The organism is Rhodococcoides fascians A44A, from assembly GCF_000760735.1.
Taxonomy (GTDB): Bacteria; Actinomycetota; Actinomycetes; order Mycobacteriales; family Mycobacteriaceae; genus Rhodococcoides; species Rhodococcoides fascians_E.
This window is the reverse complement of sequence record NZ_JMEX01000005.1, coordinates 744707-769240: the sequence shown is the minus strand read 5'-3', so window position 1 is coordinate 769240 and position 24534 is coordinate 744707. Positions and strand designations below refer to the sequence as shown.

The following is a 24534-nucleotide window of genomic DNA, read 5'->3' as shown; positions in this document are numbered from 1 at the left end:
CTCGAGTGTCGGTGGGGTCCGTTAATGTTCGAGTGTGGACGAATCGACTGCACCGACTGCCGCGACCGAGAACGCCGACGATCGGGCGACGGGCACTCCGGCCTCCAGTGAGGACAAGGAGCGGTGGCAGCAGCTTGCCGAGGACGTACGGGGTCATCAGTTTCGCTACTACGTCCGGGATTCGCCGATCGTTTCGGACGGTGAGTTCGACGCGTTGCTGCGTGAGCTGACCGAGCTCGAGGAGCGCCATCCCGAATTGCGCGTGGCGGATTCGCCGACCCAGTTGGTCGGTGGCGGGTTCGCGACGGAGTTCACCGCGGTCGACCACCTCGAGCGAATGCTGAGTCTGGACAACGTCTTCGATCACGACGAACTGCGGGCATGGGCCAAGCGTGTCGAGACCGAAGTGGGTGATCGCTCCGCAGGCCTGCACTACCTGTGCGAGGTCAAGATCGACGGCGTGGCACTCAACTTGGTCTACGAGAACGGAAAGCTCGTCCGCGGTGCCACTCGCGGTGACGGTAGAACCGGCGAGGACGTGACGCTGAACGCCCGCACCATCTCCGACATTCCGGAGACACTGACTGCCAGCGAAGATCACCCGATTCCGACCCTCCTCGAGGTGCGCGGCGAGGTGTTCTTCCGGCTGGAGGATTTCCAGGCACTCAACGCCTCGCTCGTGGAGGAAGGCAAACCGCCCTTCGCGAACCCACGTAACTCGGCGGCAGGTTCGCTGCGTCAGAAGAACCCGGCGGTCACGTCCAAACGCAGACTCGGCATGATCTGCCACGGCTTCGGCCGCATGGAGGGGTTCGCTCCGGACACTCAGATGCATGCCTACGAGGCGCTGAAGGCATGGGGGCTTCCGGTGTCGTCCCACACGACGCGTGTGGAGGGAATCGATGCCGTCGTGAAGAAGGTGGCCTACTGGGACACACACCGGCACGACGTCGAGCACGAGATCGACGGCCTCGTCGTCAAGGTCGACGAGATGAGTCTGCATCGTCGGCTCGGGACCACCTCGCGCGCGCCGCGCTGGGCAATCGCCTACAAGTACCCGCCGGAGGAAGTGACCACCAAGCTTCTCGACATCCGGGTGAGTGTCGGCCGCACCGGACGCGTCACCCCGTTCGCCTACATGGAGCCCGTGTTGGTGGCCGGTTCCACCGTTTCCCTGGCAACGCTGCACAACGGCTCCGAGGTCAAACGCAAGGGTGTCCTGATCGGGGACACCGTGACCATTCGGAAGGCAGGCGAGGTCATTCCGGAGGTTCTCGGGCCTGTCGTCGACGCCCGCACCGGCGACGAGACCGAGTTCGTCATGCCGACCGAGTGTCCCGAGTGCGGAACCACGCTTGCACCGGCGAAGGAGGGAGACGCCGACCTTCGGTGCCCCAACTCCGAGTTCTGCCCGGGGCAACTCCGTGAACGTATGTTCTTCGTTGCAGAACGAGGCAGGTTCGACATCGAAGGGCTCGGCTACGAGGCCGCGACCGACCTCCTGAAAGCCGGGGTGATCGAGAACGAGGGCGATATCTTCTCGCTGACCGAGGACGACCTGCTCGAGACCGGCATCTTCCGCACCAAGGCCGGGGCGTTGTCCGCCAACGGAAAACGATTGTTGGCCAACCTGGACAAGGCGAAGGACCGCCCTCTGTGGCGCGTGCTGGTGAGCCTGTCCATCCGCCACGTCGGACCGTCCGCGGGCCGCGCGCTCGCCGGCGAGTTCGGCAGTCTCGAGCGCATCGAGAACGCGTCGCACGAGGAACTCGCTGCTGTCGACGGAGTCGGCGGGACCATCGCCACGGCCGTATCCGAGTGGTTCAGAGTGCCGTGGCACCGCACGATCGTCGAGAAATGGCGTGCGGCGGGTGTGCGGATGGAGGACGAGCGCGACGAGTCCATCGTCCGAAACCTGGAGGGCATGTCGATCGTCGTCACCGGATCGCTGGAGAACTACTCCCGTGATCAGGCGAAGGAAGCCATTCTGGTGCGCGGAGGCAAAGCCGCGAGTTCGGTCTCGAAGAAGACCGCATTCGTCGTCGTCGGCGAGTCGCCGGGCAGCAAGCACGACAAGGCCGTCGAGCTCGGCGTACCGGTGCTGGACGAGGCCGGATTCACCGTACTTCTCACCGAAGGCCCCGATGCAGTGCGGGAGCCGGATCCTGATGCCGAGGCGGAAGCTGACGATGCCGCGGACGACGCGGGGGAGGACGCATAGCTCAGCCGAGAACGGTGGCGACGATACCTGCGAGGTAGCCGAGCCGCGCGACCTCGGAGGGACGGAAGTCCGGTCCTCCCGGGCGCCCGAGCATCAAGACCGTCCCGGAGGCGCCGAGCGGCGCCGCGGCGATCTTCGTGTCCATGTCGCGCCATACCTGCGGCACCCACTCGGCGTCACCGTCGAGGGAAGCCGGGTGTGCCAACGGCATCCACGGCATGTCTGTTGCGTGTGTCTCCGGTGCACCCGAGCTGCCCACGACGCGGTAGGCCCCGTGCGGACCTGTCGCTACCACGACGCTCCAGCCGACCCGCAGTACCCGCGGTGCTCCATCGACCAGCACCTGCAGCCTGTCGTCGGTCGCCGCGGCCACCCGGTCGATCAACTCCAGTTCACGATGGGTGTCGAGCACACCGGTGTACGGCCGGATGGAGTCGACCCGAACGTCGGTCAGATTCTCGGCGGCGGTGATCAGCGTGTCGGGCAGGGCGCCGGGCGGTACGTCCACGACGAGGTCGTCGACGGCGTAACCGTCGCCGCGTTCGATGACGTCGAGCGACAGAATGTCCGCACCGACAGAACCCAGCGCGACGGCGAGCGAGCCGAGGCTGCCCGGTCGGTCGGGGAGCTGAACGCGGAGCAGGTAGGACATGTCGCGCCCTTTCGCTTACGAGAGATGACAGAACTTCGTGGGTGAAACACCGCGAGCCATCCTCGCACTGTCGGCCTCTCGGGGCGCAACTGCCGCACCGGCCGTGACCTTCGCGACATCTGGGTGGGACCGAGTTAGCCGGGAGTGGAGCCTGCAGGAATGACCCAGCCAACCGGGAGTGGAGCCTGCAGGAATGACCCAGCCAACCGGGAGTGGAGGCAGCGACGAGGGCCCCGATAAGGTTGACGGCGGCCGCGTGTTTTTCGCGGTGCGTCGTCATATGTGTGAAAGGGGTCTACGCGGTGCCTGATATCTCCCGCGACGAGGTGGCTCACCTCGCCCGGCTGTCTCGGCTTGCGCTCAGCGAAGCCGAGTTGGACGAGTTCGCCGGCCAGCTGGATTCGATTCTTCACCATGTGAAGGCAGTGGCCGAGGTGGCTGCGGACGATGTGACGCCGACGGCCAATCCGAGTGCGATCACCAATGTCACGCGCCCGGACGTGATCGTCCCTGGCCTGACGCCCGAGCAGGCTCTGGCCGAGGCTCCCAACGCCGAAGAAGATCGATTCGCAGTGCCGCAGATTCTGGGAGAGAGCGAATGACCGACCTGACCACGCTCGACGCGTCCGACCTGGCGTCGAAGATTCACGCGCGCGAGGTATCGGCCGTCGAGGTCACTCAGGCTCATCTGGACCGCATCGACAAGGTCGACGGGGACATCCACGCGTTCCTGCACGTGTCGGGCGCCGCCGCATTGGTTGCCGCCAAGGAGGTCGACGAGGCCATCGGTGCGGGAGAGGCCCCGGCGTCGGCACTTGCCGGTGTGCCGCTGGCGCTGAAGGACGTGTTCACCACCACGGACATGCCGACGACGTGTGCGTCGAAGATGCTCGAGGGCTGGATCTCCCCGTACGACGCGGCGGTCACCTCGAAACTTCGGTCGGCGGGAATTCCGCTGCTCGGCAAGACGAACATGGACGAGTTCGCGATGGGTTCGTCCACGGAGAACTCCGCGTACGGTCCGACCAAGAACCCGTGGGACACCACACGCATTCCCGGTGGATCCGGCGGCGGCAGTGCTGCCGCGCTGGCGTCGCATCAGGCTCCGCTGGCGATCGGAACCGACACCGGTGGATCCATTCGCCAGCCTGCAGCGTTGACGGGCACCGTCGGCACCAAGCCCACCTACGGCACGGTGTCCAGGTACGGCCTGATCGCGTGTGCGTCGTCGCTCGACCAGGGCGGGCCCTGCGGGCGCACGGTGTTGGACACCGCGCTTCTGCACGAGGTCATCGCCGGTCACGACCCCCGTGATTCGACGTCCGTCGACACCTCGGTGGCGTCCGTGGTGGCCGCCGCCCGCGAAGGAGCGGGCGGCGACCTGAAGGGTGTGCGTGTGGGTGTGGTCAAGGAACTGCACTCCGACAGCTATCAGAGCGGGGTCATCTCCTCGTTCGATGCCGCCGTGGCGACGTTGACGTCGCTCGGTGCGGAGGTCGTCGAGGTCTCGTGCCCCAACTTCGTTCACGCGCTCGCGGCGTACTACCTGATCCTCCCTTCGGAGGTGTCCTCCAACCTCGCCCGGTTCGACGGCATGCGCTACGGAGCTCGTGCGGGCGACGACGGTAAGCACAGTGCCGAGCAGGTCATGGCGATCACGCGCGCAGAAGGGTTCGGCGCGGAAGTGAAGCGCCGCATCATGATCGGCACCTACGCGCTGTCCGCCGGGTACTACGACGAGTACTACGGTCAGGCGCTGAAGGTGCGGACTCTGATCGCTCGCGATTTCGACAACGCGTACGAGAAGGTCGACGTGCTGGTGTCGCCGACCACTCCGACGACGGCGTTCCCTCTGGGGGACAAGGTCGACGACCCGATTGCCATGTACCTCAACGACCTCTGCACGTTGCCGACGAACCTCGCCGGTCACTGCGCGATGTCGGTGCCGTCGGGTCTCGCCTCCGAGGACGGACTGCCCGTCGGTTTGCAGATCATGGCACCGGCGTTCGCCGACGACAGGCTGTACCGCATCGGCGCGGCCTACGAGACTGCGCGCGGCGCGCTGCGCTGACCCACGTGACGATTCGTTCGGTGCACGACGCCGCCCTGGGTGTCGTGCACCTTCGAATCGACACCGTGATTCTGCCCGCTCTGGTCCTGGCGCTGGTGTGCACGCTGGGGTGGATTCTGTTGCGGCGACGTGTGATGCTGATCCCGTTGTCCGCAGCACTCGTCTGCGGCGTACTCGCTGCGCTGAACACTCAGATCTGGCATACGCCCACGCTCGCGGCAGCACTCGGGCATCCGCCCAGGGGCACCGTGACGGGCGCGGTGATTCCGGGTGAGACCTCCGGGTTTCATGCACGTCCGGCTGCGATCTACACCCCTCCGTTCTACGGAACTCCCGGCGACGCGGTTCCGCCGGTGCTCGTCCTGCTGACCGGCCAACCGGGTCATGTCGTCGACTGGATCGACGGCGGACACCTGGCCGACACGATGGATACCTACGCAGCGTCCCACGACGGCCGTGCGCCCGTCGTGGTGGTGGCCGACGCGCTGGGCGAGTCCGACCCCATGGGCTCCGTCGACGAATGGGGCGAGCCCACTCCCAACCCGATGTGCATGGACTCGCGTCTGGGCAACGTCTCCACGTATCTGTCGGTGGACGTGCCCGCATGGATACGGCACACGATGCGGGTGGACACGGATCCGAGCGCGTGGGCAATCGGCGGTTACTCCTACGGCGGCACCTGCGCCGTGCAAACGGCTCTGACCGCCCCGGGGATCTACCCGACGTTTCTGGACATCTCCGGTGAGGACGAACCCCGCCGAGGCACGCGCGAGGACTCGATCACCGCTGCGTTCGGAGACGGTAGCGCCGAGTCGACTCGACGTTTCGACCAGTGGACTCCGCTGACTCTGCTGCGCGAGAAGACGTTTCCGAACTCCTCCGGCGCGTTCGTCGTCGGCTCCGAGGACACGGAGTTCGAGCCTCAGACTCGCGAACTGTTCGCCGCTGCCGCCGCGGACGGGCTGTCCGTCCAGTATTCCGAACTTCCCGGCGGCCATTCCATGGATGTGTGGGCACCGGCCCTGGAACGTGAAATGGACTGGCTCGGGACCCGAATGGGACTGTAGATCTACCCACAATCGAGAAGGCCTGTTCCCTGATCCTCCCCGTACCGATGGCCGTGGCCCGCAGGCGCATCGAGCGCGAAGAGCAGATCCACCGACGTCTGTGCAAAGGAGACCAACGGAATCCACTGTGGCACCGGTGCGTCGACTCGTGCCTTCGTCAGATCCGGTGGTGAGAAGATCAGCTCGCTCGACCACCACACCACCGGATCGGATGTGTTCGCCAGAACGACGCCTTGTCCGGTATCCACCTTGTTCGCCGGGGGACCGGCCCACAGTGTGCTGCAGACCGCCGACGAATCCGGCTGCAGCGCAGCGCTCCCTGCCACCGAGCCGAGGCTCTGGCCGTAGATGTGCAGCTTCGGTCTGCGGTCCTCGTCGAGCGCAGCCAGCTTCGCTTCCACGGCCACACGCAGGGCTCGGGTGGATTCGATCGCAGCGTCCTCCGCGAACAGGAACGTCGCCCAGCTCGGTTGGTCCGAGTACTGCAGAGCGACTGTCGCGACGTCACCACCGAATCGTTCGTCGAACCCCCGGACCGCGTTCTCGTCGACCCATCCCGATCCGGTGGGCACGGCGATCACGACGTGCGCCTTGGCCAGACCGCCGGACCGCTCCAGTTCGTCCGCAGCCAATTCTGCGCGTTCGCCGTACGTCGGAGCGGCACGCAGCCCGACGTACGTGCGCACGGCCGTGCTGCCCTCGCCTCCCGCGAGGAACCGCTGACCCTGCACCCCGACCGAGACACCACCGACGGGGTCGACCGCGTGCTCCTGAACTGTGCTCGATACGAGGTCCGCCTGCGCATACCGCTGTGCGAAAGACTCACGTGCCCAGTCGAATCCGAAGACCGATACCGCAACGGCCGCGACGGCTGTCGTTGCCAGCAGTCGCATCGCCCCGAGTTTGCCCGCTCCGCGGGCCGAGCCGATTCCGATGACGACCAGAAGAGCACAGACCGAGACCGAACCGCAGACGACTTCGATCCAGTACATCGGACCCACACGAGGGACTCCCCAGGACTCGCGCACTCCGTTCTGCCACTGCGCGTCGGCGATCCCGACCGCACCGACGGTGAGCAGTGCCAGGCCGAGGGCTACGCGGCGAGCTCGCGGTCGCGGACAGGTCCGGTGCACCCGGGACGTGATCCGGTGCGCTACCGCGGAGACGACCAATGCTGCCGCGGCGAACAAGCCGGTCACCACCGCCTGGACCAGAGACGCTCGGGGCAGCAACGACGGCGACAGGGATGCCGCGACGGACAGTGCAAGAAGCAGCGACGTGCTCACCCGAGGAACCGCGGGAACAGCATGCAGGTTCGTCGGTGCCTGCGGGGTCGTTGTCGTGGGCGTGAGTACGAACGTCATGCGAGTACCTCCGGGCTACGACGGCGCAGAACGGCACCGGCGACGGTCGTCGCGGCGGCGGCGGCCGTCGTCAGGACGCCACCGGTGATCAGGAAAGGCAGGGCGGGCTCCGGCGCCGGCGATCGGTAGTTCTGGCGCCAGGAGTTGAAGTCGACTGCAGTGCTTGCGATATCGCTCATCACGAAACAGCTCGCGCGGGACCAGGTTCCGAGTCTGCCGTCGCAGGCGTCGTCCATCGACGTGCTCAACGCGGCGTCGAGGCGTGTACGGGCGTCGGGGGATGCAGGCGCGCCGTGCGCCGCGCCGAACCGCAGCAGGTCGTACCCCAGATCGTGTGCTTTGCAGGCGGATTCGAAGTCTGTGGGTAGTGGGACGGGCGACGAGCAGTCCCCGTCCGGTGCCACTGCCCTCCCGTCCTCGAGCGTGGGGCGGTAGTACTCGTTCTCGAAGCCGATCGGTATCGCACCGATGGCGGCCGTTGCGTCGTCGTCGACCAGGGCCTCGATGGCGACGGTCGCCGCGGTCCGGCGAGGTGCCGAGATGTCTGCGTCGGCGACCGGCATCGCCGTGCCGACTCCGATGCCCAGCATGGTTCCGACCACCACGGTGCCGACGACGTACTTCGCTCTCGCTGTCATGGCTACGAACGCTAGGAATCGAACACCGAATCGGTAATCGTCCCGAAGTGCCGTTTCGACGTGCCGTCGTGGTGCGTGACGGCTGCGCGAAGTGCTACCGCGGGGGTAGGTCGATCTCACCCCTCGGTACGATGACTTTTCGCTCGCGAGTTCCTACTGTTCTTCTCGTGGGCATATTCAGTAGGACCGAGAAGGCGACACGATTTCGACGGCTGGTTCCGCCAGGACGCGGCGTCGACGTCACCATCCTCGCGGTGACCGCGATTCTGTACTCCATCGCGTGGCCGACGTTGCACGTCACCCACGACGTGCCGGTTCCGATCATGCCGATCGTGTCTGCTCTCGCCGTGTTTCCCTTCGTGCTCGTCCGTGCGAATCCCGCTCTCGGATGGGCTGTCTCGGCCGGCTCGGCCGTAGTGATCCCGGTTGCGTTCGATCGCTTGCCGGGGTACGACTTTCCGTGGCAGGTGACACACCTCCTCGTGCTTCTCGCGCTCGTACTTTCCGTCAGTCTTCGGTGCGCACTACCGGTCGTGGCGGTCACCTGGGTTGCGACCGTCCTGCTGTTTCTCGGATATGCACCGGGCAACGACGGAATAGGGTGGGGTGTCGGACTGACCGCGATCGTGGTGTTCGGCCTGCTGATTCGCTGGCTGGTCCTGTCGCGGCGGCAACTGGCCAAGCAGGAGGAGGTCAGCGAGCTCGAACGTGCGCGCAGAACGATTCTCGAGGAGAAGGCCAAGATCGCACGCGATCTTCACGACGTGGTTGCCCACCATATGTCGTTGGTGGTGGTGCAGGCGCAGAGCGCTCCGTACCGAGTCGACGACGTATCGCCCTCGGCGGCTGCGGAATTCGAATCGATCGGGGCAACTGCACGGGAGGCGCTGAACGAGATCCGCGGAATGCTCGGGGTTCTGCGCAGTGACGGAGTGGTGGCCGACGACGCGCCTGCGCCCGGGGCAGGAGACATCACGACGCTGCTCGAGAACACCCAGCGCGCAGGGGTTCGGCTCAGCTGGCAGATCCTCGGCGGTGCCGACGCGGTGTCGGCGACCACAGGGCTCGCTCTGTATCGGATCGTGCAGGAATCGTTGTCCAATGCCTCTCGGCACGCTCCCGGTAGCGAGGTTCGAGTACGACTCCACTACGCACCGGACGTCACCTACCTCGAAGTGATCAACGATCGGGCCGTCGACTCGAACGGCGCCGGCGCGAGCGACGGAAGCAGCGGCACGGGAGGTCATGGCATCACCGGGATGCGCGATCGCGCGGTCGGAGTGTCCGGTTGGCTCGACGCCCGCCCACGATCCGACGGCGGATTCGAGGTCATCGCTCGGCTTCCGGGAAAAGCGGAGACGGTTCCTCCCGGGGCGTCCGCGCTTCCCGTCACCGGGCCCGCCGCCTGATCGGCCCAGTCTGATCGGCCCCAGTCTGATCGGCCCCAGTCTGATCGGCCCCAGTCTGATCGGGCCCCATTCTGATCCGGCCCACCGACTACGTCAGGACATAGGGTGTCATCCGTGGCCATCACCGTGTTCATCGCAGACGATCAGGCAATGGTGCGGCAGGGTTTCGGTGCCTTGCTCGCCGCTCAACCGGACATCAGCGTCGTGGGAGACGCGGACAACGGAGCCACCGCAGTCACCGAGGTGAAGCGACTACGCCCCGACGTCGTTCTCATGGACGTCCGTATGCCGCAGATGAACGGACTCGACGCCGCACGCGCGATACTCCGCGCGTCGCTCGATCCTCCCGTCCGCATCCTGATGCTCACCACGTTCGACATCGACGACTACGTCTACGAGGCGCTGGCCATCGGAGCCAGTGGGTTCATGCTCAAGGACGCACCCGCCGACGAACTGATTCGGGGAGTGCGCGTCGTCGCCTCGGGTGAGGCGTTGCTGGCGCCGTCGGTGACACGCCGGTTGATCGCCGACGTCACCACACGTCGCGGCACGGCCAAGCAGCCGCCGGCACAGCTGTCGGTACTCACGCCGCGCGAACGCGAAGTGCTCGAGCTGATCGCCAAGGGCCTGTCGAACACCGAGATCGCCGCAACTCTGTTCGTCGCCGAGCAGACCGTCAAGACCCATGTGGGCAAAGTGCTCGGCAAACTCGACCTCCGAGACCGCGCCCAGGCAGTGGTGCTGGCGTACGAGAGCGGAGTCGTCACACCCGGGTGAGCGGCGGCGCTGCGAAATGACCAGATAGCCCAGCCGGATTACGGTGTGAGTATGGAACCGACGAGAGGCGAAAAATTGCGCATCGGAGTTCTCACGGGCGGCGGTGATTGCCCCGGGCTCAATGCGGTGATCCGTGCGGTGGTTCGGACGGCGGATGCGCGGTACGGCTCCACCGTCGTCGGATTCCAGGACGGGTGGCGTGGTCTGCTGGAGAACCGCCGGATTCAGTTGCGCAACGACGATCGCAACGATCGACTGCTGACCAAGGGCGGGACGATCCTCGGTACGGCACGCACCAATCCGGAGGTGCTCCGGGCCGGTCTCGACAGGATCAAGGAAACGCTGGAGGACAACGGGATCGACGTCCTCATCCCCATCGGCGGCGAGGGAACGTTGACGGCGGCCAACTGGCTGTCCGAGGAAGGTGTGCCCGTCGTCGGGGTACCGAAGACGATCGACAACGACATCGACTGCACGGACGTGACGTTCGGATTCGACACCGCACTCACCATCGCGACCGACGCGATCGACCGGCTGCACAGCACCGCCGAGTCACATCAGCGTGTGATGTTGGTGGAAGTGATGGGCAGGCACGCGGGATGGATTGCGTTGCATGCCGGTCTGGCGTCGGGTTCGCACATGACCTTGATTCCCGAGCATCCGTTCGACGTCGAGGAAGTCTGCGATCTGGTGCGCAAGCGCTTCCAGCGCGGTGACTCGCATTTCATCTGCGTCGTCGCCGAGGGTGCGAAGCCGCGGGAAGGGTCGATGGCGTTGCGCGACGGCGGCATCGACGAGTTCGGTCACGTGAAGTTCACCGGGGTGGCGCATCAGCTCGGCCAGGAGATCGAGCGTCGCATCAACAAGGAAGTACGAACCACGGTGCTGGGGCATGTTCAGCGCGGCGGAACCCCGACTCCGTACGACCGGGTGCTGGCCACCCGATTCGGGGTCAATGCAGCCGACGCAGCGCATGCAGGTGACTTCGGTCAGATGGTGTCCCTGCGCGGCGCCGAGATCGGTTTGGTGTCGCTCGCCGAGGCGGTCAAGCAACTCAAGCGCGTACCGGAGAGCCGCTACGTCGACGCGGCGGCGTTCTTCGGCTGATCTTCAGAGGCGGCCGGCTTCCTGTCGGATCTGCGACTCGCGGTGCTCGTTGTCGCGACGAAGATCGCGGCGGCGTCGGCCCGCCTCGAAGCGCTGCCGTCCGAGAGCGGTCGACGGTTCGAGCGGCGGAAGCTCGAGCGGTGTGCCCGTGTCGTCGACGGCGACCATGGTGAAGTAGCAGCTGTTCGTGTGACGGGTTTCGCCGCGCTGGATGTTCTCGGTCTCGACGCGAATGCCGACTTCCATCGATGTACGTCCGGTGTAGTTGACCGACGCGGAGAAGGTCACGAGTTCGCCGACATGGATCGGTTCGCGGAACACCACGCGGTCCACCGACAGGGTGACGACGTACGCCTGCGCGTACCGACTCGCGCAGGCGTACGCCACCTGGTCCAGGAATTTCAGAATCGTCCCGCCGTGAACGTTGCCGGAGAAGTTCGCCATGTCGGGTGTCATCAGCACGGTCATGTACAGCGTCTGCTTCGAGGTGTCCGTCACCGGCCAACCGTAGCGAGCACCACTGGTTACTCGCGCGTTCTTGCCAGCGCATAAACTCGTGTGCATGACTGCTGCCTTGGTCGATCTGATCGATTACGACGACGTGCTTGCCCGTTTCGACCCAGTTCTGGGCATGGAGGTCCACGTCGAGCTGGGCACAGCCACCAAGATGTTCTGCGGCTGCCCGACGGCGTTCGGGGCCGAGCCGAACACGCAGGTGTGCCCGGTCTGCCTGTCCCTTCCCGGTGCATTGCCGGTGGTGAACTCCGCGGCCGTCGAGTCCGCCATCCGCATCGGTCTCGCACTGAACTGCTCGATCACCCCGTGGGGCCGGTTCGCGCGGAAGAACTACTTCTACCCGGACCAGCCGAAGAACTACCAGATCTCGCAATACGACGAACCGATCGCCACCGAGGGATACCTCGACGTACTGCTCGACGACGGAAGTACGTTCCGCGTCGAGATCGAACGGGCGCACATGGAGGAGGACACGGGTAAGTCGACGCACGTCGGCGGCGCGACCGGACGGATCGAGGGCGCGAGCCACTCGCTGCTCGACTACAACCGTGCCGGTGTTCCGCTGGTGGAGATCGTGACCAAGCCCATCACCGGCACCGGTGCACGCGCCCCTGAGGTCGCCCGCGCCTACGTGACGGCGTTGCGGGATCTGCTGAAAGCGCTCGACGTGTCCGACGTTCGCATGGACCAGGGTTCGTTGCGCTGCGACGCGAACGTGTCGCTGATGGAGAAGTCGGCGTCGGAGTTCGGTACCCGCACCGAGACGAAGAACGTCAACTCGCTCAAGAGCGTCGAGGTCGCCGTGCGTTACGAGATGCGCAGGCAGGCGGCCGTTCTGCAGTCCGGCGGCGAGGTGGTGCAGGAGACACGGCACTTCCAGGAGTCCGACGGCACCACGTCGAAGGGCCGGAAGAAGGAAACTGCCGAGGATTACCGGTACTTCCCGGAGCCCGACCTCGCGCCCGTCGCTCCCGACGCGGCCTGGATCGAGGAACTCCGCGCGACGCTCCCCGAGCTCCCGTGGCTGCGCCGGGCGCGCATCCAAGCGGACTGGGGTGTCTCCGACGAGGAGATGCGCGACCTCGTGAACTCCGGCGCGCTGGATCTGGTCGCGTCGACGGTCGACGCCGGTGCGACGCCGCAGGCTGCGCGCTCGTGGTGGGTCTCCTACCTGGCTCAGAAGGCAAACGTCGCGGGCGTCGAACTGGACGCTCTGGCGATCACGCCTGCACAGGTGGCCGAGGTGGCCGGCCTCGTCGCCGACGGCAAGGTCAACAACAACGGCGCGCGTCAGATCGTCGACGGCGTCCTCGCCGGTGAAGGTGAGCCTGCTGCGGTCATGGCGGCACGCGGGCTCGTCGTCGAGAAGGACGACACCAAGTTGCAGGCTGCAGTCGACGAGGCGCTCGCTGCCAATCCCGGTGTGGCCGACAAGATTCGCGCCGGCAAAGTTCAAGCCGCGGGCGCGATCGTCGGCGCCGTCATGAAGGCCACTCGCGGTCAGGCCGACGCGGCCAGGGTCAAGGAACTGGTCCTCGCTGCGTGCAGCTGATTCAAGGACGTGATCGAACGGCCCCCGCGGTACGGTACTCACCGCCGGGGCCGTTCGGCTCTAGTCGAATCCGCCGCCGCCCGCCGGGACCGGAATCTTGACGACGCGGTCGTCGTTGGGGCCCGGTGCATCACCGTTCTTGTTCACGGTGCCCGCCCAGATCTGGCCGTCGGGTGCGATCGCAGCGCCGTTGAGACGGCCGTAGCGGTCCTGGACGAGCAGCGACGGTGCCGCGGTGACTGCTCCCGTGTCGGGGTCGGTGACGAGGACGGCCATGGCCTTGGCGCCGGTCAGGGAGATGGCAACCGCCCCGTCTCCTGCGCCGCAGCCGGCGACGCCCGGTCGATCCGGCCACGTCCACACCGGCGACACGACCGCGCCGAGAGGATCGATGCGCTGGAGCCGATCCTCCACTGCTGTCCGGTCGGTGACCCAGATTCCGCCCGACGGATCGATGCACACGTCTCCCGCGGTTCCGATGCCACTGAGGGCGACCTGCGGGGGTGGACCGCTCTGGCCGGGGACCAGCGAGTCGACCCGCAGAAGCTTGCCTGCGAGCGACGCCGGATCGGCGGCGGATGCTGGGTTTCCGGCGTCACCGGTCAGCACCAACAGCTGACCTGGGTTGAGGAAATCCAACGCGCCGCGGTTCCCCTGAGCACCTCGGGGGATCCCGGTCAACACGTTCTTGGGTGTGTCGCCTGCCGCGATGCGCACGACTCTGTTGTCCGATGCAGTCGTGATGTACGCGTACATCAGACCGTCCTCGGCGAAGCTCGGCGACAATGCGAGATCGAGCAGGCCCCCGTCGCTGCCGGCGTCGACGTCGAGGCGCGCGATCTCGACGGGGGACTGGCCCTGGGTGACCTGCATGATCCGTCCGGTGAGGCGTTCGGCGACCAATGCGGAGGCGCCACCGGGAAGCATCACGAGCCCACCCGTCGGGTCGAGGCACGTCGCGATGACGTTCGGGTCCAGATCGATGCAGGGACCCGGCTGCGGTTGCGGACCGCTCGGCGTCGTCGAGGTGGGTGGGGCGTCCGGATCCGCGGGATCGATCTCGGCGGCGCCGAACGACGGTTCGGGGGTGAACGGGCTGGCCGTGGAATCGTCGAACCGAGCACATCCGGCCGCCAGGGCCACGGTCATCGTCAGGACGGCGACGGTAGTTGCGGTTCGGGACGACGCTCGCACCAACTTCATGTACGAAACGTTACTCGAGGCGCCGCGCCCGGGCTCAATACGGCTGAATCGGCACCGACTCGCTCTACTGTTGAAGCTGTGACCGACAAGCCTCGCGACGAAGAGCGGCCCGACACCGGCTACGAGCCCGCGTCGAGCCCATACGACCAGCCGACCGAAAAACTCCAGCCTCGGACCGAGGACGAATTGGACTTCGGGAAGAGCGGATCCGGGGCGTACCCGACCGAACAGATCCCCTCGTCGTTTCGTCCCTCACGTTTCGACGAGCCGATCGCGCCCGACAGCAGCACCGCCTACTCCGACAAGCCCACCGAATTCCTGCCGACCACCCCTGCCGCGGCGGGGTACGGCACCGGCTCCTCGGATCGGTTCGCGGCGGATCAGAACGCGCCGGAACCGGTCGTGCGCACCGAGACGGTCGAAATTCCGGCCCGGCGCGGTACGACGGATCTCGGCTTGCTTCTCCTGCGTCTCGTAGTCGGCGGAATCTTCCTGGTGCACGGCCTGCAGAAACTGACCGGTGTGTGGAACGGACCCGGTCTCGACGGGTTCCGGTCACTGCTCGAAGACACCGGTTACGACCGCGCGGACATCCTGGCCATCGCCGGGGCCGTCGGTGAAACCGCGGGTGGCGCTCTGCTGATCCTCGGTCTGGCGACACCGTTCGCCGGCGCCGCGGTGCTGAGCGTCATCATCAACGCGTGGCTGTTCAAGCAGGCCGCCGAGCCGGGGCTGCAGTTCTTCGCGCCGACAGGAGTCGAGTACGAGACGGTACTGGGTGTCGCCGCCGCGGCGATCATCCTCACCGGGCCGGGAAAGATCGCCTTCGACGGACGGCGAGGGTGGGCGACGCGTCCACGTTTCGGATCCTTCGTCGCGCTGATCCTGGGTATCGCCGCCGGGGTCTGCCTGTGGATCTTCCTCAACGGAGCCAACCCGATCGCGACCTGATCCCGCGGTGAGTGGAAATGTAGGTCAGGACCTACATTTCCACTCACGTGAGGTCAGGGGACGTACCGAACCGCGCCCTTGTCCGCGGAGGTCGCCAGTGCCGCGTAGGCACGCAGTGCCGTGGTGACCGTGCGCTGACGATCCACCGGCTGCCACGGCCGCTCCGACGCCTCCATCTTGGCCCGACGGGTCTCCAGGGTGGCGTCGTCGACGAGGATCTCGAGGGTGCGGGAGGCGACGTCGATACGCACCTGGTCACCGTTCTCGACCAGTCCGATGACTCCGCCCGCGGCCGCCTCGGGGGAGATGTGGCCGATGGACAGTCCGGACGTGCCACCGGAGAAGCGTCCGTCGGTGACGAGAGCACAGAGCTTGCCGAGTCCGGCTCCCTTGAGGAACGCCGTCGGGTGCAGCATCTCCTGCATGCCAGGTCCGCCCTTGGGGCCCTCGTATCGGACGACGAGGACGTCACCGGGCTGAATCTTCTTCTGCAGGATCGCCGACACCGCTTCTTCCTGAGACTCGACGACCAGTGCCGGGCCCTGGAACGAGAACAGTTCCTCGTCGATGCCCGCGGTCTTCAGGATCGCCCCGTCGAGTGCGATGTTTCCGCGCAGGACGACCAGACCACCTTCGACGGTGTACGCGTGTTCCTTGTCGCGGATGCAGCCGCCGACGGCATCGGTGTCGAGCGAGGACCACCTGTTCTCGGTGGAGAACGGCTCGGTGGTCCGAACGCCGCCCGGCGCCGCGTGGAACAGCTCCAACGCCTCGTCCGACGCCGTGCCGGAGCGAATGTCCCACGTGTCCAGCCACTCGTCGAAGCTCTTCGTGTGCACGGTGGAGACGTCGGTCTCGAGCAGGTTCGCGCGGCGGAGTTCGCCCAGCAGCGCGGGGATTCCGCCTGCCCGATGCACGTCTTCCATGTGGTAATCGGAGTTGGGGGACACCTTGGACAGGCACGGAACCTTGCGGCTGATGGCGTCGATGGTGTCGAGATCGAAGTCGACCTCGCCCTCCTGCGCCGCGGCGAGGGTGTGCAGCACCGTGTTGGTGGACCCGCCCATCGCGACATCGAGTGCCATGGCGTTGCGGAACGCCGCAGGGGTTGCGATGTTGCGCGGCAGAACGGACTCGTCACCGTCGCGGTAGTACTTGGTTGCGGCCTCGACGATGGTGGTGCCTGCGCGCTCGAACAGCGCGTACCGGGCTTTGTGCGTGGCGAGCGTGGATCCGTTGCCGGGCAGTGCCAGTCCGAGGGCCTCGGTGAGGCAGTTCATCGAGTTGGCGGTGAACATGCCCGAGCACGAACCGCACGTCGGGCACGCACTGCGCTCGACCTCGTCCAGGCCTTCATCGGACACGGCGTCGTTCGCACTGGCCGAGATCGCGGTGATGAGGTCCGTCGGTGCCTGCGCGACGCCGCCGACGACGACGGCTTTGCCTGCTTCCATCGGCCCACCCGAGACGAACACGGCCGGAATGTTCAGTCGCATCGCGGCATTGAGCATTCCCGGCGTGATCTTGTCGCAGTTGGAGATGCACACGAGAGCGTCGGCGGTGTGTGCGTTGGCCATGTATTCGACCGAGTCGGCGATGATCTCGCGGCTCGGAAGCGAATAGAGCATGCCGCCGTGCCCCATGGCGATACCGTCGTCGACGGCGATGGTGTGGAACTCGCGCGGTACGCCGCCCGCGGCACGTACGGCGTCGGCGACGATCTCGCCGACGTTCTTCAGGTGCACGTGCCCGGGCACGAACTGCGTGTAGGAGTTGGCAATTGCCACGATCGGTTTGCCGAAATCCGAATCCGTCATTCCGGTGGCGCGCCAGAGCGAGCGTGCGCCCGCGGCGTTGCGTCCGACAGTGGTAACTCGTGACCGTAGCGGCGGCATGGCTTCTCTTCCTCGATCAATAGCGGTTTCTCGCCCGATCGAGGTTACTCCCGGCTCAGGAAGTCGAGGCGCCTGGCTCGGCTTCTCGGTCCGCGTCCGCTGTTCGATCCTCCTCTGCCGTCCTGTCGGCTTCGGCTGCGGCCGCATAGGGATCGGTGATTCGCCCGCCGCTCGCCGCCGCGAGAACCGGAAGTCGGTCGAAGCGAACCAACGGCAGCGACTTCTCGGACTTGTCGGTCAGGACCACGCGCGCCCATCGCCGGTTCGGGAAGTGAATGCCGCGCACGTTTTCCCACGCGACGAACTCGGAGCCGAACAATCTGCGTATCGCGAGACCGTCGAAGCTGACGACGGTACGAACGCGGAACACCCACACGGCAGCGATGATCGGGATCAGCACGAGCCATCCGAACGCTGCGGGCCAACTGGCGGCGGGGAAGGCCACGCCGATGAACAGCATGCCGACTCCTACCAGCGACAGGCGCGAGATACGGATGACCTGCGGCGCGGGAACGGGCGTATGGGATGATGTATCCGGTGGTTCGGACTGCTGCGAAGACGACACCCCTTCATCTTCGCATTGCACCTACGCGATCTCACATAATGGGATTGCGTCGTGACGAGTTTGACTCTTCCCTATGCGCGCGCCTACCGTCGAGCGCGTGAAGCGGAATTGGATACTCGTAATCGGCCGGCGCGTCAACGCCTGAGCCGGTTCTCGACCAACTCGCATCGACGCGCCACCCTCGTACAGCCTCGGCTGACGGGGGTTTTTTCTTGCCCAGAGATCGCCCAGCTACATCTTTCATCCTGAGGAAGCACTAGTGAGCGCACCAACCGCACGCCCAGGGCCCTCGACTCGTAAGTCGGGAGCAAACGCCAGCTCGTCGGCACCGGACATCAACGGCGCCGTCGACGGATCGCGTCGCCACGTCGCACCCGAGAAGGTGACCGGCGCACAGTCCGTCGTCCGAGCACTCGAGGAACTCGACGTCGACACGGTATTCGGCATTCCGGGTGGAGCCGTTCTTCCGGTGTACGACCCACTCTTCGACTCCAAGAAGGTTCGCCACGTCCTCGTTCGTCACGAACAGGGCGCCGGGCACGCAGCCACCGGGTACGCGCAGGCCACCGGCCGCGTCGGCGTCTGCATGGCGACCTCCGGCCCAGGAGCGACGAACCTCGTCACACCGCTCGCCGACGCCCAGATGGATTCCGTTCCCGTTGTCGCCATCACCGGCCAGGTCGCGAGAAGTCTCATCGGCACCGACGGGTTCCAGGAAGCCGACATCTCCGGCATCACGATGCCCGTCACCAAGCACAACTTCCTGATCACCGACGGCGTCGACATCCCACGCATCATGGCCGAGGCGTTCTACATCGCGTCCTCCGGCCGTCCGGGTGCGGTCCTCGTCGACATCCCCAAGGACATCCTGCAGGCACAGACCACGTTCTCGTGGCCACCGGAGATGCGGTTGCCCGGATACCGTCCGGTCACCAAGCCGCACGGCAAGCAGGTTCGTGAGGCAGCTCGGTACATCGCCGACTCCAAGCAACCCGTTCTGTACGTCGGTGGCGGTGTCATCAAGGCCAACGCGTCGGCAGAACTGCTCGAACTCGCGGAACTGACCGGCATCCCCGTCGTCACCACGTTGATGGCGCGCGGAGCGTTCCCCGACACCCACAAGCTCAATCTGGGTATGCCGGGCATGCACGGCACCGTCGCCGCTGTGGCCGGCCTGCAGCGCAGCGATCTGTTGATCACGCTCGGCGCCCGGTTCGACGACCGCGTCACCGGACAGCTCTCGTCGTTCGCGCCGAACGCGAAGGTGATCCACGCGGACATCGATCCTGCCGAGATCGGCAAGAATCGTTATGCCGATGTGCCGATCGTCGGTGACTGCAAAGAGGTCATCGTCGAGTTGATCGAGGCGCTTCGTGCCGATCGCGCCACGGGCACCACCGTCGACCTCGGCGACTGGTGGGCGTACCTCGACGGAATCCGCAAGACGTACCCGCTGAGCTACGACCGCCCCAGCGACGGAAGCATGTCGCCGGAGTTCGTCATCTCCTCGGTCGGCAAGTTCGCCGGACCCGACGCGATCTACTGCGCAGGCGTCGGCCAGCACCAGATGTGGGCCGCGCAGTTCATCAACTACGAGAAGCCGCGCACGTGGCTCAACTCGGGTGGACTCGGCACCATGGGCTACGCCGTTCCGGCGGCGATGGGCGCCAAGATGGGCCTTCCCGACGCCGAGGTGTGGGCGATCGACGGCGACGGCTGCTTCCAGATGACCAACCAGGAACTCGCCACCTGTGCGGTCGAGGGAATCCCGATCAAGGTCGCACTCATCAACAACGGCAACCTCGGCATGGTCCGTCAGTGGCAGACGTTGTTCTACGAGGAGCGGTACTCCAACACCAATCTGGGAACCCACGGCGCCCAGCGCATCCCCGATTTCGTGAAACTGGCCGAGGCCCTGGGCTGCGTCGGAATTCGCTGCGAGCGTGAGGAAGACGTCGACGCGGTCATCGCACAGGCTCGCGCGATCAACGACCGTCCCGTCGTGATCGACTTCATCGTCGGCGCCGACGCGCAGGTCTGGCCCATGGTCGCCGCAGGCACCGGTAACGACGAGATCATGGCCGCCCGCGGAATCCGACCTCTGTTCGACGAGGACGAGGCCTCGGTGGCCGAACCCGCCGTCATCCACGAGGCAATGGCACGCGAGCAGGCACATGGCAACGCCCTGCACGAGAAAGGCACCGACAAGTGAGTACCAGCCACACCCTCAGCGTCCTCGTCGAGGACAAGCCAGGTGTTCTGGCACGCGTCGCCGCACTCTTCTCGCGTCGCGGATTCAACATCTCCTCACTTGCGGTCGGAGGCACGGAGATCGCGGGGATCTCCCGAATGACGATCGTCGTCACCGTCGACGAGTTCCCGCTCGAGCAGGTGACGAAGCAGCTGAACAAGTTGATCAACGTCATCAAGATCGTCGAGCAGGACGACGACTCGTCGGTTGCCCGCGAATTGGTGCTCATCAAGGTGCGCGCCGACTCGACCGTGCGCAGCGAGGTCATCGAGACCGTGAACCTCTTCCGCGCCAAGGTGATCGACGTGTCACCCGAGGCTGTCACGGTCGAGGCCACGGGTACGCGCTCCAAGCTGGATGCGCTGCTGAAGATGTTGGACCCCTATGGAATTCGAGAAATAGTTCAGTCGGGAGTCGTTGCCGTCGGACGTGGACCGAAATCGATCACTGCGTCGCGTTAGCGACCACATGTGATGAACATGCTCAAACAAGAGGAAAGGTATTAACCAGTGGCAGTCGAGATGTTCTACGACGACGATGCTGATCTGTCGATCATCCAGGGCCGCAAGGTCGCCGTCATCGGATACGGAAGCCAGGGCCACGCGCACTCGCTGAGCCTGCGCGACTCGGGCGTCGACGTCCGCATCGGCCTGAAAGAGGGATCGAAGTCCCGCGCCAAGGCAGAGGAGCAGGGCCTGAAGGTCGGCACCCCCGCCGAGGTCTCCGCGTGGGCCGACGTGATCATGGTGCTGGCACCGGACACCGCGCAGGCGTCGATCTTCAAGGAAGAGATCGAGCCGAACCTGAAGGACGGCGACGCGCTGTTCTTCGGTCACGGCCTGAACATTCACTTCGATCTGATCACGGCTCCCGAGTTCGTCACGGTCGGCATGGTCGCTCCCAAGGGGCCGGGCCACCTCGTGCGTCGTCAGTTCGTCGACGGCAAGGGTGTTCCCGCGCTCATCGCGATCGACCAGGACCCGAAGGGCGAGGGTCAGGCGCTGGCACTGTCGTGGGCCAAGGGCATCGGTGGCACTCGCGCCGGCGTCATCAAGACCACGTTCAAGGAAGAGACCGAGACCGACCTGTTCGGTGAGCAGGCTGTGCTGTGCGGCGGTACCGAAGAGCTGATCAAGACGGGCTTCGAGGTCATGGTCGAGGCCGGCTATGCGCCGGAGATGGCGTACTTCGAGGTGCTGCACGAGCTGAAGTTGATCGTGGACCTGATCTACGAAGGCGGCATCGCGCGCATGAACTACTCGGTGTCGGACACCGCGGAGTTCGGTGGCTACCTGTCCGGGCCCCGTGTCATCGACGCGGACACCAAGAAGCGGATGCAGGCCATCCTCGCCGATATTCAGTCCGGTGAGTTCACCCGTCGTCTCGTCGCCAACGTCGAGAACGGCAACACCGAGCTCGAAGGCCTGCGCAAGGCCAACTCCGAGCACCCCATCGAGGTCACCGGCAAGAAGCTGCGCGACCTGATGAGCTGGGTCGACCGCCCGATCACCGAGACGGCCTGATCCGACGTCGAATCCGATGTAACCCGAGTGAAGGGCATCCGTGAGGGTGCCCTTCACTCGTTCGACGAGGGTGAACCCCACTCGGTTCCCCTCGGCCTCTAAACTTGTCCCGCACCGCACACGCAAGACCCGATCGACCGCTACCGTCACCTCGACCTATCTAGGGAGTTCTTCACGTGAGCCAGCCAGGCCGTCCTGTCGTTCTGATCGCCGACAAACTTGCGCAGTCCACTGTCGAGGCACTCGGCGACGGCGTCGAGGTTCGCTGGGTCGACGGCCCGGACCGCCCGGCACTGCTCGCCGCGGTCCCCGAGGCCGACGCGATTCTCGTCCGCTCCGCGACCACGGTCGACGCGGAAGTGCTCGCAGCCGGCACCAACCTGAAGATCGTTGCTCGCGCAGGCGTCGGCCTGGACAACGTGGACGTACCCGCAGCCACCGAGCGCGGAGTACTCGTCGTCAACGCACCGACGTCCAACATCCACACCGCCGCCGAGCACGCCGTCACACTGCTGCTGTCCGCCGCCCGCCAGATTCCCGCGGCCGACGCCACCCTCCGTCAGCACGAGTGGAAGCGCAGCAAGTTCAACGGCGTCGAGATTTTCGGCAAGACCGTCGGTGTCGTCGGACTCGGCCGTATCGGTCAGCTCTTCGCGCAGCGTCTCGCCGCGTTCGAGACCCACATCATCGCCTACGATCCCTACGTTTCCGCTGCTCGTGCCGCGCAGCTCGGCATCGAGCTCGTCAGCCTCGACGAACTGCTGACCCGCGCCGACATGTTCTCCGTGCACCTGCCGAAGACCCCCGAGACCAAGGGAATCATCGGCAAGGAAGCTCTCGCGAAGACCAAGCCCGGTGTCATCGTCGTCAACGCAGCGCGCGGCGGACTCGTCGACGAGCAGGCCTTGGCCGACGCCATCACCAGCGGCCACGTCTTCGCCGCAGGCATCGACGTCTACGCCTCCGAACCGTGCACGGACAGCCCGCTGTTCGAACTCCCGCAGGTCGTGGTGACCCCGCACCTCGGAGCCTCGACCACCGAGGCTCAGGACCGTGCCGGCACCGACGTCGCCAAATCCGTACTGCTCGCTCTCGCAGGGGAATTCGTCCCCGACGCCGTCAACGTCAAGGGCGGCGCCGTCGGCGAAGAGGTCTCGCCGTGGCTCGAGATCGTCCGCAAGCAGGGCGTGCTGCTCGGCGCCCTGTCCGACGAACTTCCCGCGTCGCTGTCCGTCGACGTGCGCGGAGAACTCGCTGCCGAGGACGTCGAGATCCTGAAGCTCTCGGCGCTGCGTGGACTGTTCTCCGCCGTGATCGAGGACTCCGTCACCTTCGTCAACGCTCCCTCGCTCGCCGAGGAGCGCGGCGTCACCGCGGAGGTCACCAAGGCACCCGAGAGCGAGAATCACCGCAGCGTCGTCGACATCCGCGCCGTCTACGGCGACGGATCCGTCCTCAACGTCGCAGGAACGCTCACCGGCACCACACAGGTCGAAAAGATCGTCAACATCAACGGACGCAACTTCGACCTTCGCGCCGAGGGCAAGAACCTCATCGTCAACTACACCGACCAGCCCGGCAGCCTGGGCCGTATCGGCACGTTGCTCGGCGACGCAGGAATCGACATCCAGGCGGCAGCACTGAGCCAGGACTCCGAGGGTGACGGCGCGACCATCCTGCTCCGCGTCGACAAGGACGTACCGTCCGAGCTCAGCTCGAGCATCGCATCGGCCGTGGGTGCGTCGACCATCGAACTCGTGGATCTTTCCTGACCGTCTCTCACCCCTGATCGCTCGACAAGAACGAGGAGTACATGAAGCTCGCCGTCATCGCCGGAGATGGAATCGGCCCCGAGGTCGTCGACCAAGCACTCCAGGTGCTCGACGTCGTCGTCCCCGGAGTCGAGAAGACCGAGTACGACCTCGGTGCACGCCGCTACAACGCGACCGGCGAGCTTCTTCCGGACTCCGTGCTGGACGAGATCCGAGGCCACGACGCAATCCTGTTGGGCGCCATCGGAGATCCGTCGGTCCCCAGCGGCGTGCTCGAGCGCGGACTGTTGCTTCGTGCACGGTTCGAGCTCGATCACCACATCAACCTGCGTCCGGCAAAGTTGTACCCCGGCGTGACCGGGCCGCTCGCGGGCAACAAGGACATCGACGTCGTCGTCGTCCGTGAAGGCACCGAGGGTCCCTACACCGGAAACGGCGGGGCGCTCCGGGTGAACACCCCGCACGAGGTGGCCACCGAAGTCAGCGTCAACACCCGCTACGGCGTCGAACGCGTCGTCCGTGACGGATTCGCGCGTGCCGTGGCACGCAGGAAGCACCTCACGCTGCTGCACAAGACCAACGTGCTGACGTTCGCCGGCAGCCTCTGGGCACGCACGGTCGAGGAAGTCTCCACGGAATTCCCGGACGTCGAGGTCGCCTACCAGCACATCGACGCTGCAATGATCCACCTGGTCACCGACCCGGGCCGGTTCGACGTCATCGTCACCGACAACCTCTTCGGTGACATCGTCACGGACCTCTCCGCTGCAGTCAGCGGCGGCATCGGCCTGGCCGCCAGCGGAAACATCGACGCGACGCGAACCAACCCGTCGATGTTCGAACCGGTCCACGGCAGCGCGCCCGACATCGCAGGACAGGGCAAAGCCGACCCGACCGCAGCCATCCTGTCGGTATCCCTGCTGCTGGCACACCTCGGCGACACCGCAAATGCAGAGCGCGTCGAAGCCGCCGTCGCCGCCGACCTCGCCTCCCGAGGTTC

21 protein-coding genes are annotated in these 24534 nt (G+C 65.9%); 14 read left to right on the top strand and 7 right to left on the bottom strand.

Annotation, left to right across the window (positions count from 1 at the left end):
- Positions 1-34 precede the first annotated feature (34 nt).
- Positions 35-2221, top strand: a complete 2187-nt coding sequence (ligA, locus tag BH95_RS07390) for an NAD-dependent DNA ligase LigA (RefSeq protein WP_037181500.1) — start codon at positions 35-37, stop codon at positions 2219-2221.
- Position 2222: 1 nt separating this feature from the next.
- Here ligA and BH95_RS07385 read toward each other — a convergent pair whose 3' ends face one another.
- Positions 2223-2873 carry an amino acid-binding protein gene (locus BH95_RS07385; RefSeq protein WP_019664328.1) on the bottom strand — a complete coding sequence of 217 codons (651 nt, stop codon included), beginning with the start codon at positions 2871-2873 and terminating at the stop codon, positions 2223-2225.
- A gap of 302 nt (positions 2874-3175) precedes the next feature.
- Here BH95_RS07385 and gatC point away from each other — a divergent pair, with 302 nt between their 5' ends.
- From gatC to BH95_RS07370, 3 genes are read left to right on the top strand one after another with little or no spacing between them, the layout of a single operon-like run.
- Positions 3176-3475 (top strand): Asp-tRNA(Asn)/Glu-tRNA(Gln) amidotransferase subunit GatC, encoded by a 300-nt coding sequence (gene gatC, locus BH95_RS07380; RefSeq protein ID WP_026347656.1) that lies wholly within the window; start codon positions 3176-3178, stop codon positions 3473-3475.
- Positions 3472-4944: an Asp-tRNA(Asn)/Glu-tRNA(Gln) amidotransferase subunit GatA gene (gatA, locus tag BH95_RS07375; RefSeq protein WP_020110347.1), complete on the top strand. Its 1473-nt coding sequence runs from the start codon at positions 3472-3474 to the stop codon at positions 4942-4944. The genes gatC and gatA overlap by 4 nt, the downstream gene beginning before the upstream one ends.
- Positions 4945-4949: 5 nt before the next feature.
- Entirely contained in the window at positions 4950-6011 is a 1062-nt protein-coding gene (locus BH95_RS07370) for an alpha/beta hydrolase (protein WP_037181499.1), read from the top strand.
- Positions 6012-6013: 2 nt separating this feature from the next.
- Here the strand turns inward: BH95_RS07370 and BH95_RS07365 are convergent, their stop codons facing one another.
- Complete coding sequence (locus tag BH95_RS07365; RefSeq protein ID WP_037181498.1) at positions 6014-7375, bottom strand: alpha/beta-hydrolase family protein; 1362 nt, start codon at positions 7373-7375, stop codon at positions 6014-6016.
- Entirely contained in the window at positions 7372-8013 is a 642-nt protein-coding gene (locus BH95_RS07360) for a hypothetical protein (RefSeq protein WP_033189945.1), read from the bottom strand. The genes BH95_RS07365 and BH95_RS07360 overlap by 4 nt, the downstream gene beginning before the upstream one ends.
- A gap of 167 nt (positions 8014-8180) precedes the next feature.
- Here BH95_RS07360 and BH95_RS07355 point away from each other — a divergent pair, with 167 nt between their 5' ends.
- The 3 genes from BH95_RS07355 (at position 8181) to BH95_RS07345 (ending at position 11306) form a co-directional block, all read left to right on the top strand.
- Positions 8181-9422 (top strand): sensor histidine kinase, encoded by a 1242-nt coding sequence (locus tag BH95_RS07355; protein ID WP_037142627.1) that lies wholly within the window; start codon positions 8181-8183, stop codon positions 9420-9422.
- A 114-nt stretch (positions 9423-9536) separates the two neighbouring features.
- Positions 9537-10199 (top strand): response regulator, encoded by a 663-nt coding sequence (locus BH95_RS07350; protein ID WP_037181495.1) that lies wholly within the window; start codon positions 9537-9539, stop codon positions 10197-10199.
- A gap of 75 nt (positions 10200-10274) precedes the next feature.
- The gene (locus tag BH95_RS07345) at positions 10275-11306 is read left to right on the top strand and encodes an ATP-dependent 6-phosphofructokinase (protein ID WP_026347655.1); all 1032 of its coding nucleotides are present in this window, start codon (positions 10275-10277) and stop codon (positions 11304-11306) included.
- 3 nt (positions 11307-11309) lie between these two features.
- On the opposite strand, the gene BH95_RS07340 is transcribed toward BH95_RS07345, so the two are convergent.
- A complete protein-coding gene (locus tag BH95_RS07340) occupies positions 11310-11774 on the bottom strand; it encodes an acyl-CoA thioesterase (protein WP_208601162.1) in 465 nt (154 codons plus the stop codon).
- A gap of 94 nt (positions 11775-11868) precedes the next feature.
- Between BH95_RS07340 and gatB the strand changes: the two genes are divergently transcribed.
- Positions 11869-13374 carry an Asp-tRNA(Asn)/Glu-tRNA(Gln) amidotransferase subunit GatB gene (gatB, locus tag BH95_RS07335; RefSeq protein WP_020110342.1) on the top strand — a complete coding sequence of 502 codons (1506 nt, stop codon included), beginning with the start codon at positions 11869-11871 and terminating at the stop codon, positions 13372-13374.
- A 60-nt stretch (positions 13375-13434) separates the two neighbouring features.
- On the opposite strand, the gene BH95_RS07330 is transcribed toward gatB, so the two are convergent.
- The gene (locus tag BH95_RS07330) at positions 13435-14577 is read right to left on the bottom strand and encodes a PQQ-dependent sugar dehydrogenase (protein ID WP_037142623.1); all 1143 of its coding nucleotides are present in this window, start codon (positions 14575-14577) and stop codon (positions 13435-13437) included.
- Positions 14578-14655: 78 nt separating this feature from the next.
- Between BH95_RS07330 and BH95_RS07325 the strand changes: the two genes are divergently transcribed.
- Positions 14656-15528, top strand: a complete 873-nt coding sequence (locus BH95_RS07325; protein WP_019664316.1) for a DoxX family protein — start codon at positions 14656-14658, stop codon at positions 15526-15528.
- Positions 15529-15581: 53 nt separating this feature from the next.
- Here BH95_RS07325 and ilvD read toward each other — a convergent pair whose 3' ends face one another.
- A complete protein-coding gene (gene ilvD, locus BH95_RS07320) occupies positions 15582-17423 on the bottom strand; it encodes a dihydroxy-acid dehydratase (RefSeq protein ID WP_037159764.1) in 1842 nt (613 codons plus the stop codon).
- 55 nt (positions 17424-17478) lie between these two features.
- Positions 17479-17988, bottom strand: coding sequence for a PH domain-containing protein (locus tag BH95_RS07315; RefSeq protein ID WP_026347654.1), 510 nt, complete (start codon positions 17986-17988; stop codon positions 17479-17481).
- 259 nt (positions 17989-18247) lie between these two features.
- Here BH95_RS07315 and BH95_RS07310 point away from each other — a divergent pair, with 259 nt between their 5' ends.
- The 5 genes from BH95_RS07310 to BH95_RS07290 all read left to right on the top strand — a co-directional run.
- On the top strand, positions 18248-20200 hold the full coding sequence (locus tag BH95_RS07310; protein WP_019664313.1) for an acetolactate synthase large subunit: 1953 nt from the start codon (positions 18248-18250) through the stop codon (positions 20198-20200).
- On the top strand, positions 20197-20700 hold the full coding sequence (gene ilvN, locus BH95_RS07305; protein WP_019664312.1) for an acetolactate synthase small subunit: 504 nt from the start codon (positions 20197-20199) through the stop codon (positions 20698-20700). Before BH95_RS07310 ends, ilvN begins: the two co-directional genes overlap by 4 nt.
- 60 nt (positions 20701-20760) lie before the next feature.
- Positions 20761-21762: a ketol-acid reductoisomerase gene (gene ilvC / locus BH95_RS07300; RefSeq protein WP_019664311.1), complete on the top strand. Its 1002-nt coding sequence runs from the start codon at positions 20761-20763 to the stop codon at positions 21760-21762.
- A 176-nt stretch (positions 21763-21938) separates the two neighbouring features.
- Positions 21939-23534, top strand: coding sequence for a phosphoglycerate dehydrogenase (serA, locus tag BH95_RS07295; RefSeq protein WP_037142620.1), 1596 nt, complete (start codon positions 21939-21941; stop codon positions 23532-23534).
- 41 nt (positions 23535-23575) lie between these two features.
- Positions 23576-24534: 3-isopropylmalate dehydrogenase (locus BH95_RS07290; protein WP_037181919.1), on the top strand; the 959-nt coding region annotated here is incomplete at its 3' end.

Excerpts from the sequence above, each read along its gene's own strand:
- BH95_RS07385 (WP_019664328.1), bottom strand. The coding sequence starts at position 2,873 with ATGTCCTACCTGCTCCGCGTTCAGCTCCCCGACCGACCGGGCAGCCTC.
- gatA (WP_020110347.1), top strand. The coding sequence starts at position 3,472 with ATGACCGACCTGACCACGCTCGACGCGTCCGACCTGGCGTCGAAGATT.
- BH95_RS07365 (WP_037181498.1), bottom strand. The coding sequence starts at position 7,375 with ATGACGTTCGTACTCACGCCCACGACAACGACCCCGCAGGCACCGACG.
- BH95_RS07360 (WP_033189945.1), bottom strand. The coding sequence starts at position 8,013 with ATGACAGCGAGAGCGAAGTACGTCGTCGGCACCGTGGTGGTCGGAACC.
- BH95_RS07340 (WP_208601162.1), bottom strand. The coding sequence starts at position 11,774 with ATGACCGTGCTGATGACACCCGACATGGCGAACTTCTCCGGCAACGTT.
- gatB (WP_020110342.1), top strand. The coding sequence starts at position 11,869 with ATGACTGCTGCCTTGGTCGATCTGATCGATTACGACGACGTGCTTGCC.
- BH95_RS07330 (WP_037142623.1), bottom strand. The coding sequence starts at position 14,577 with ATGAAGTTGGTGCGAGCGTCGTCCCGAACCGCAACTACCGTCGCCGTC.
- ilvD (WP_037159764.1), bottom strand. The coding sequence starts at position 17,423 with ATGCCGCCGCTACGGTCACGAGTTACCACTGTCGGACGCAACGCCGCG.
- ilvC (WP_019664311.1), top strand. The coding sequence starts at position 20,761 with ATGTTCTACGACGACGATGCTGATCTGTCGATCATCCAGGGCCGCAAG.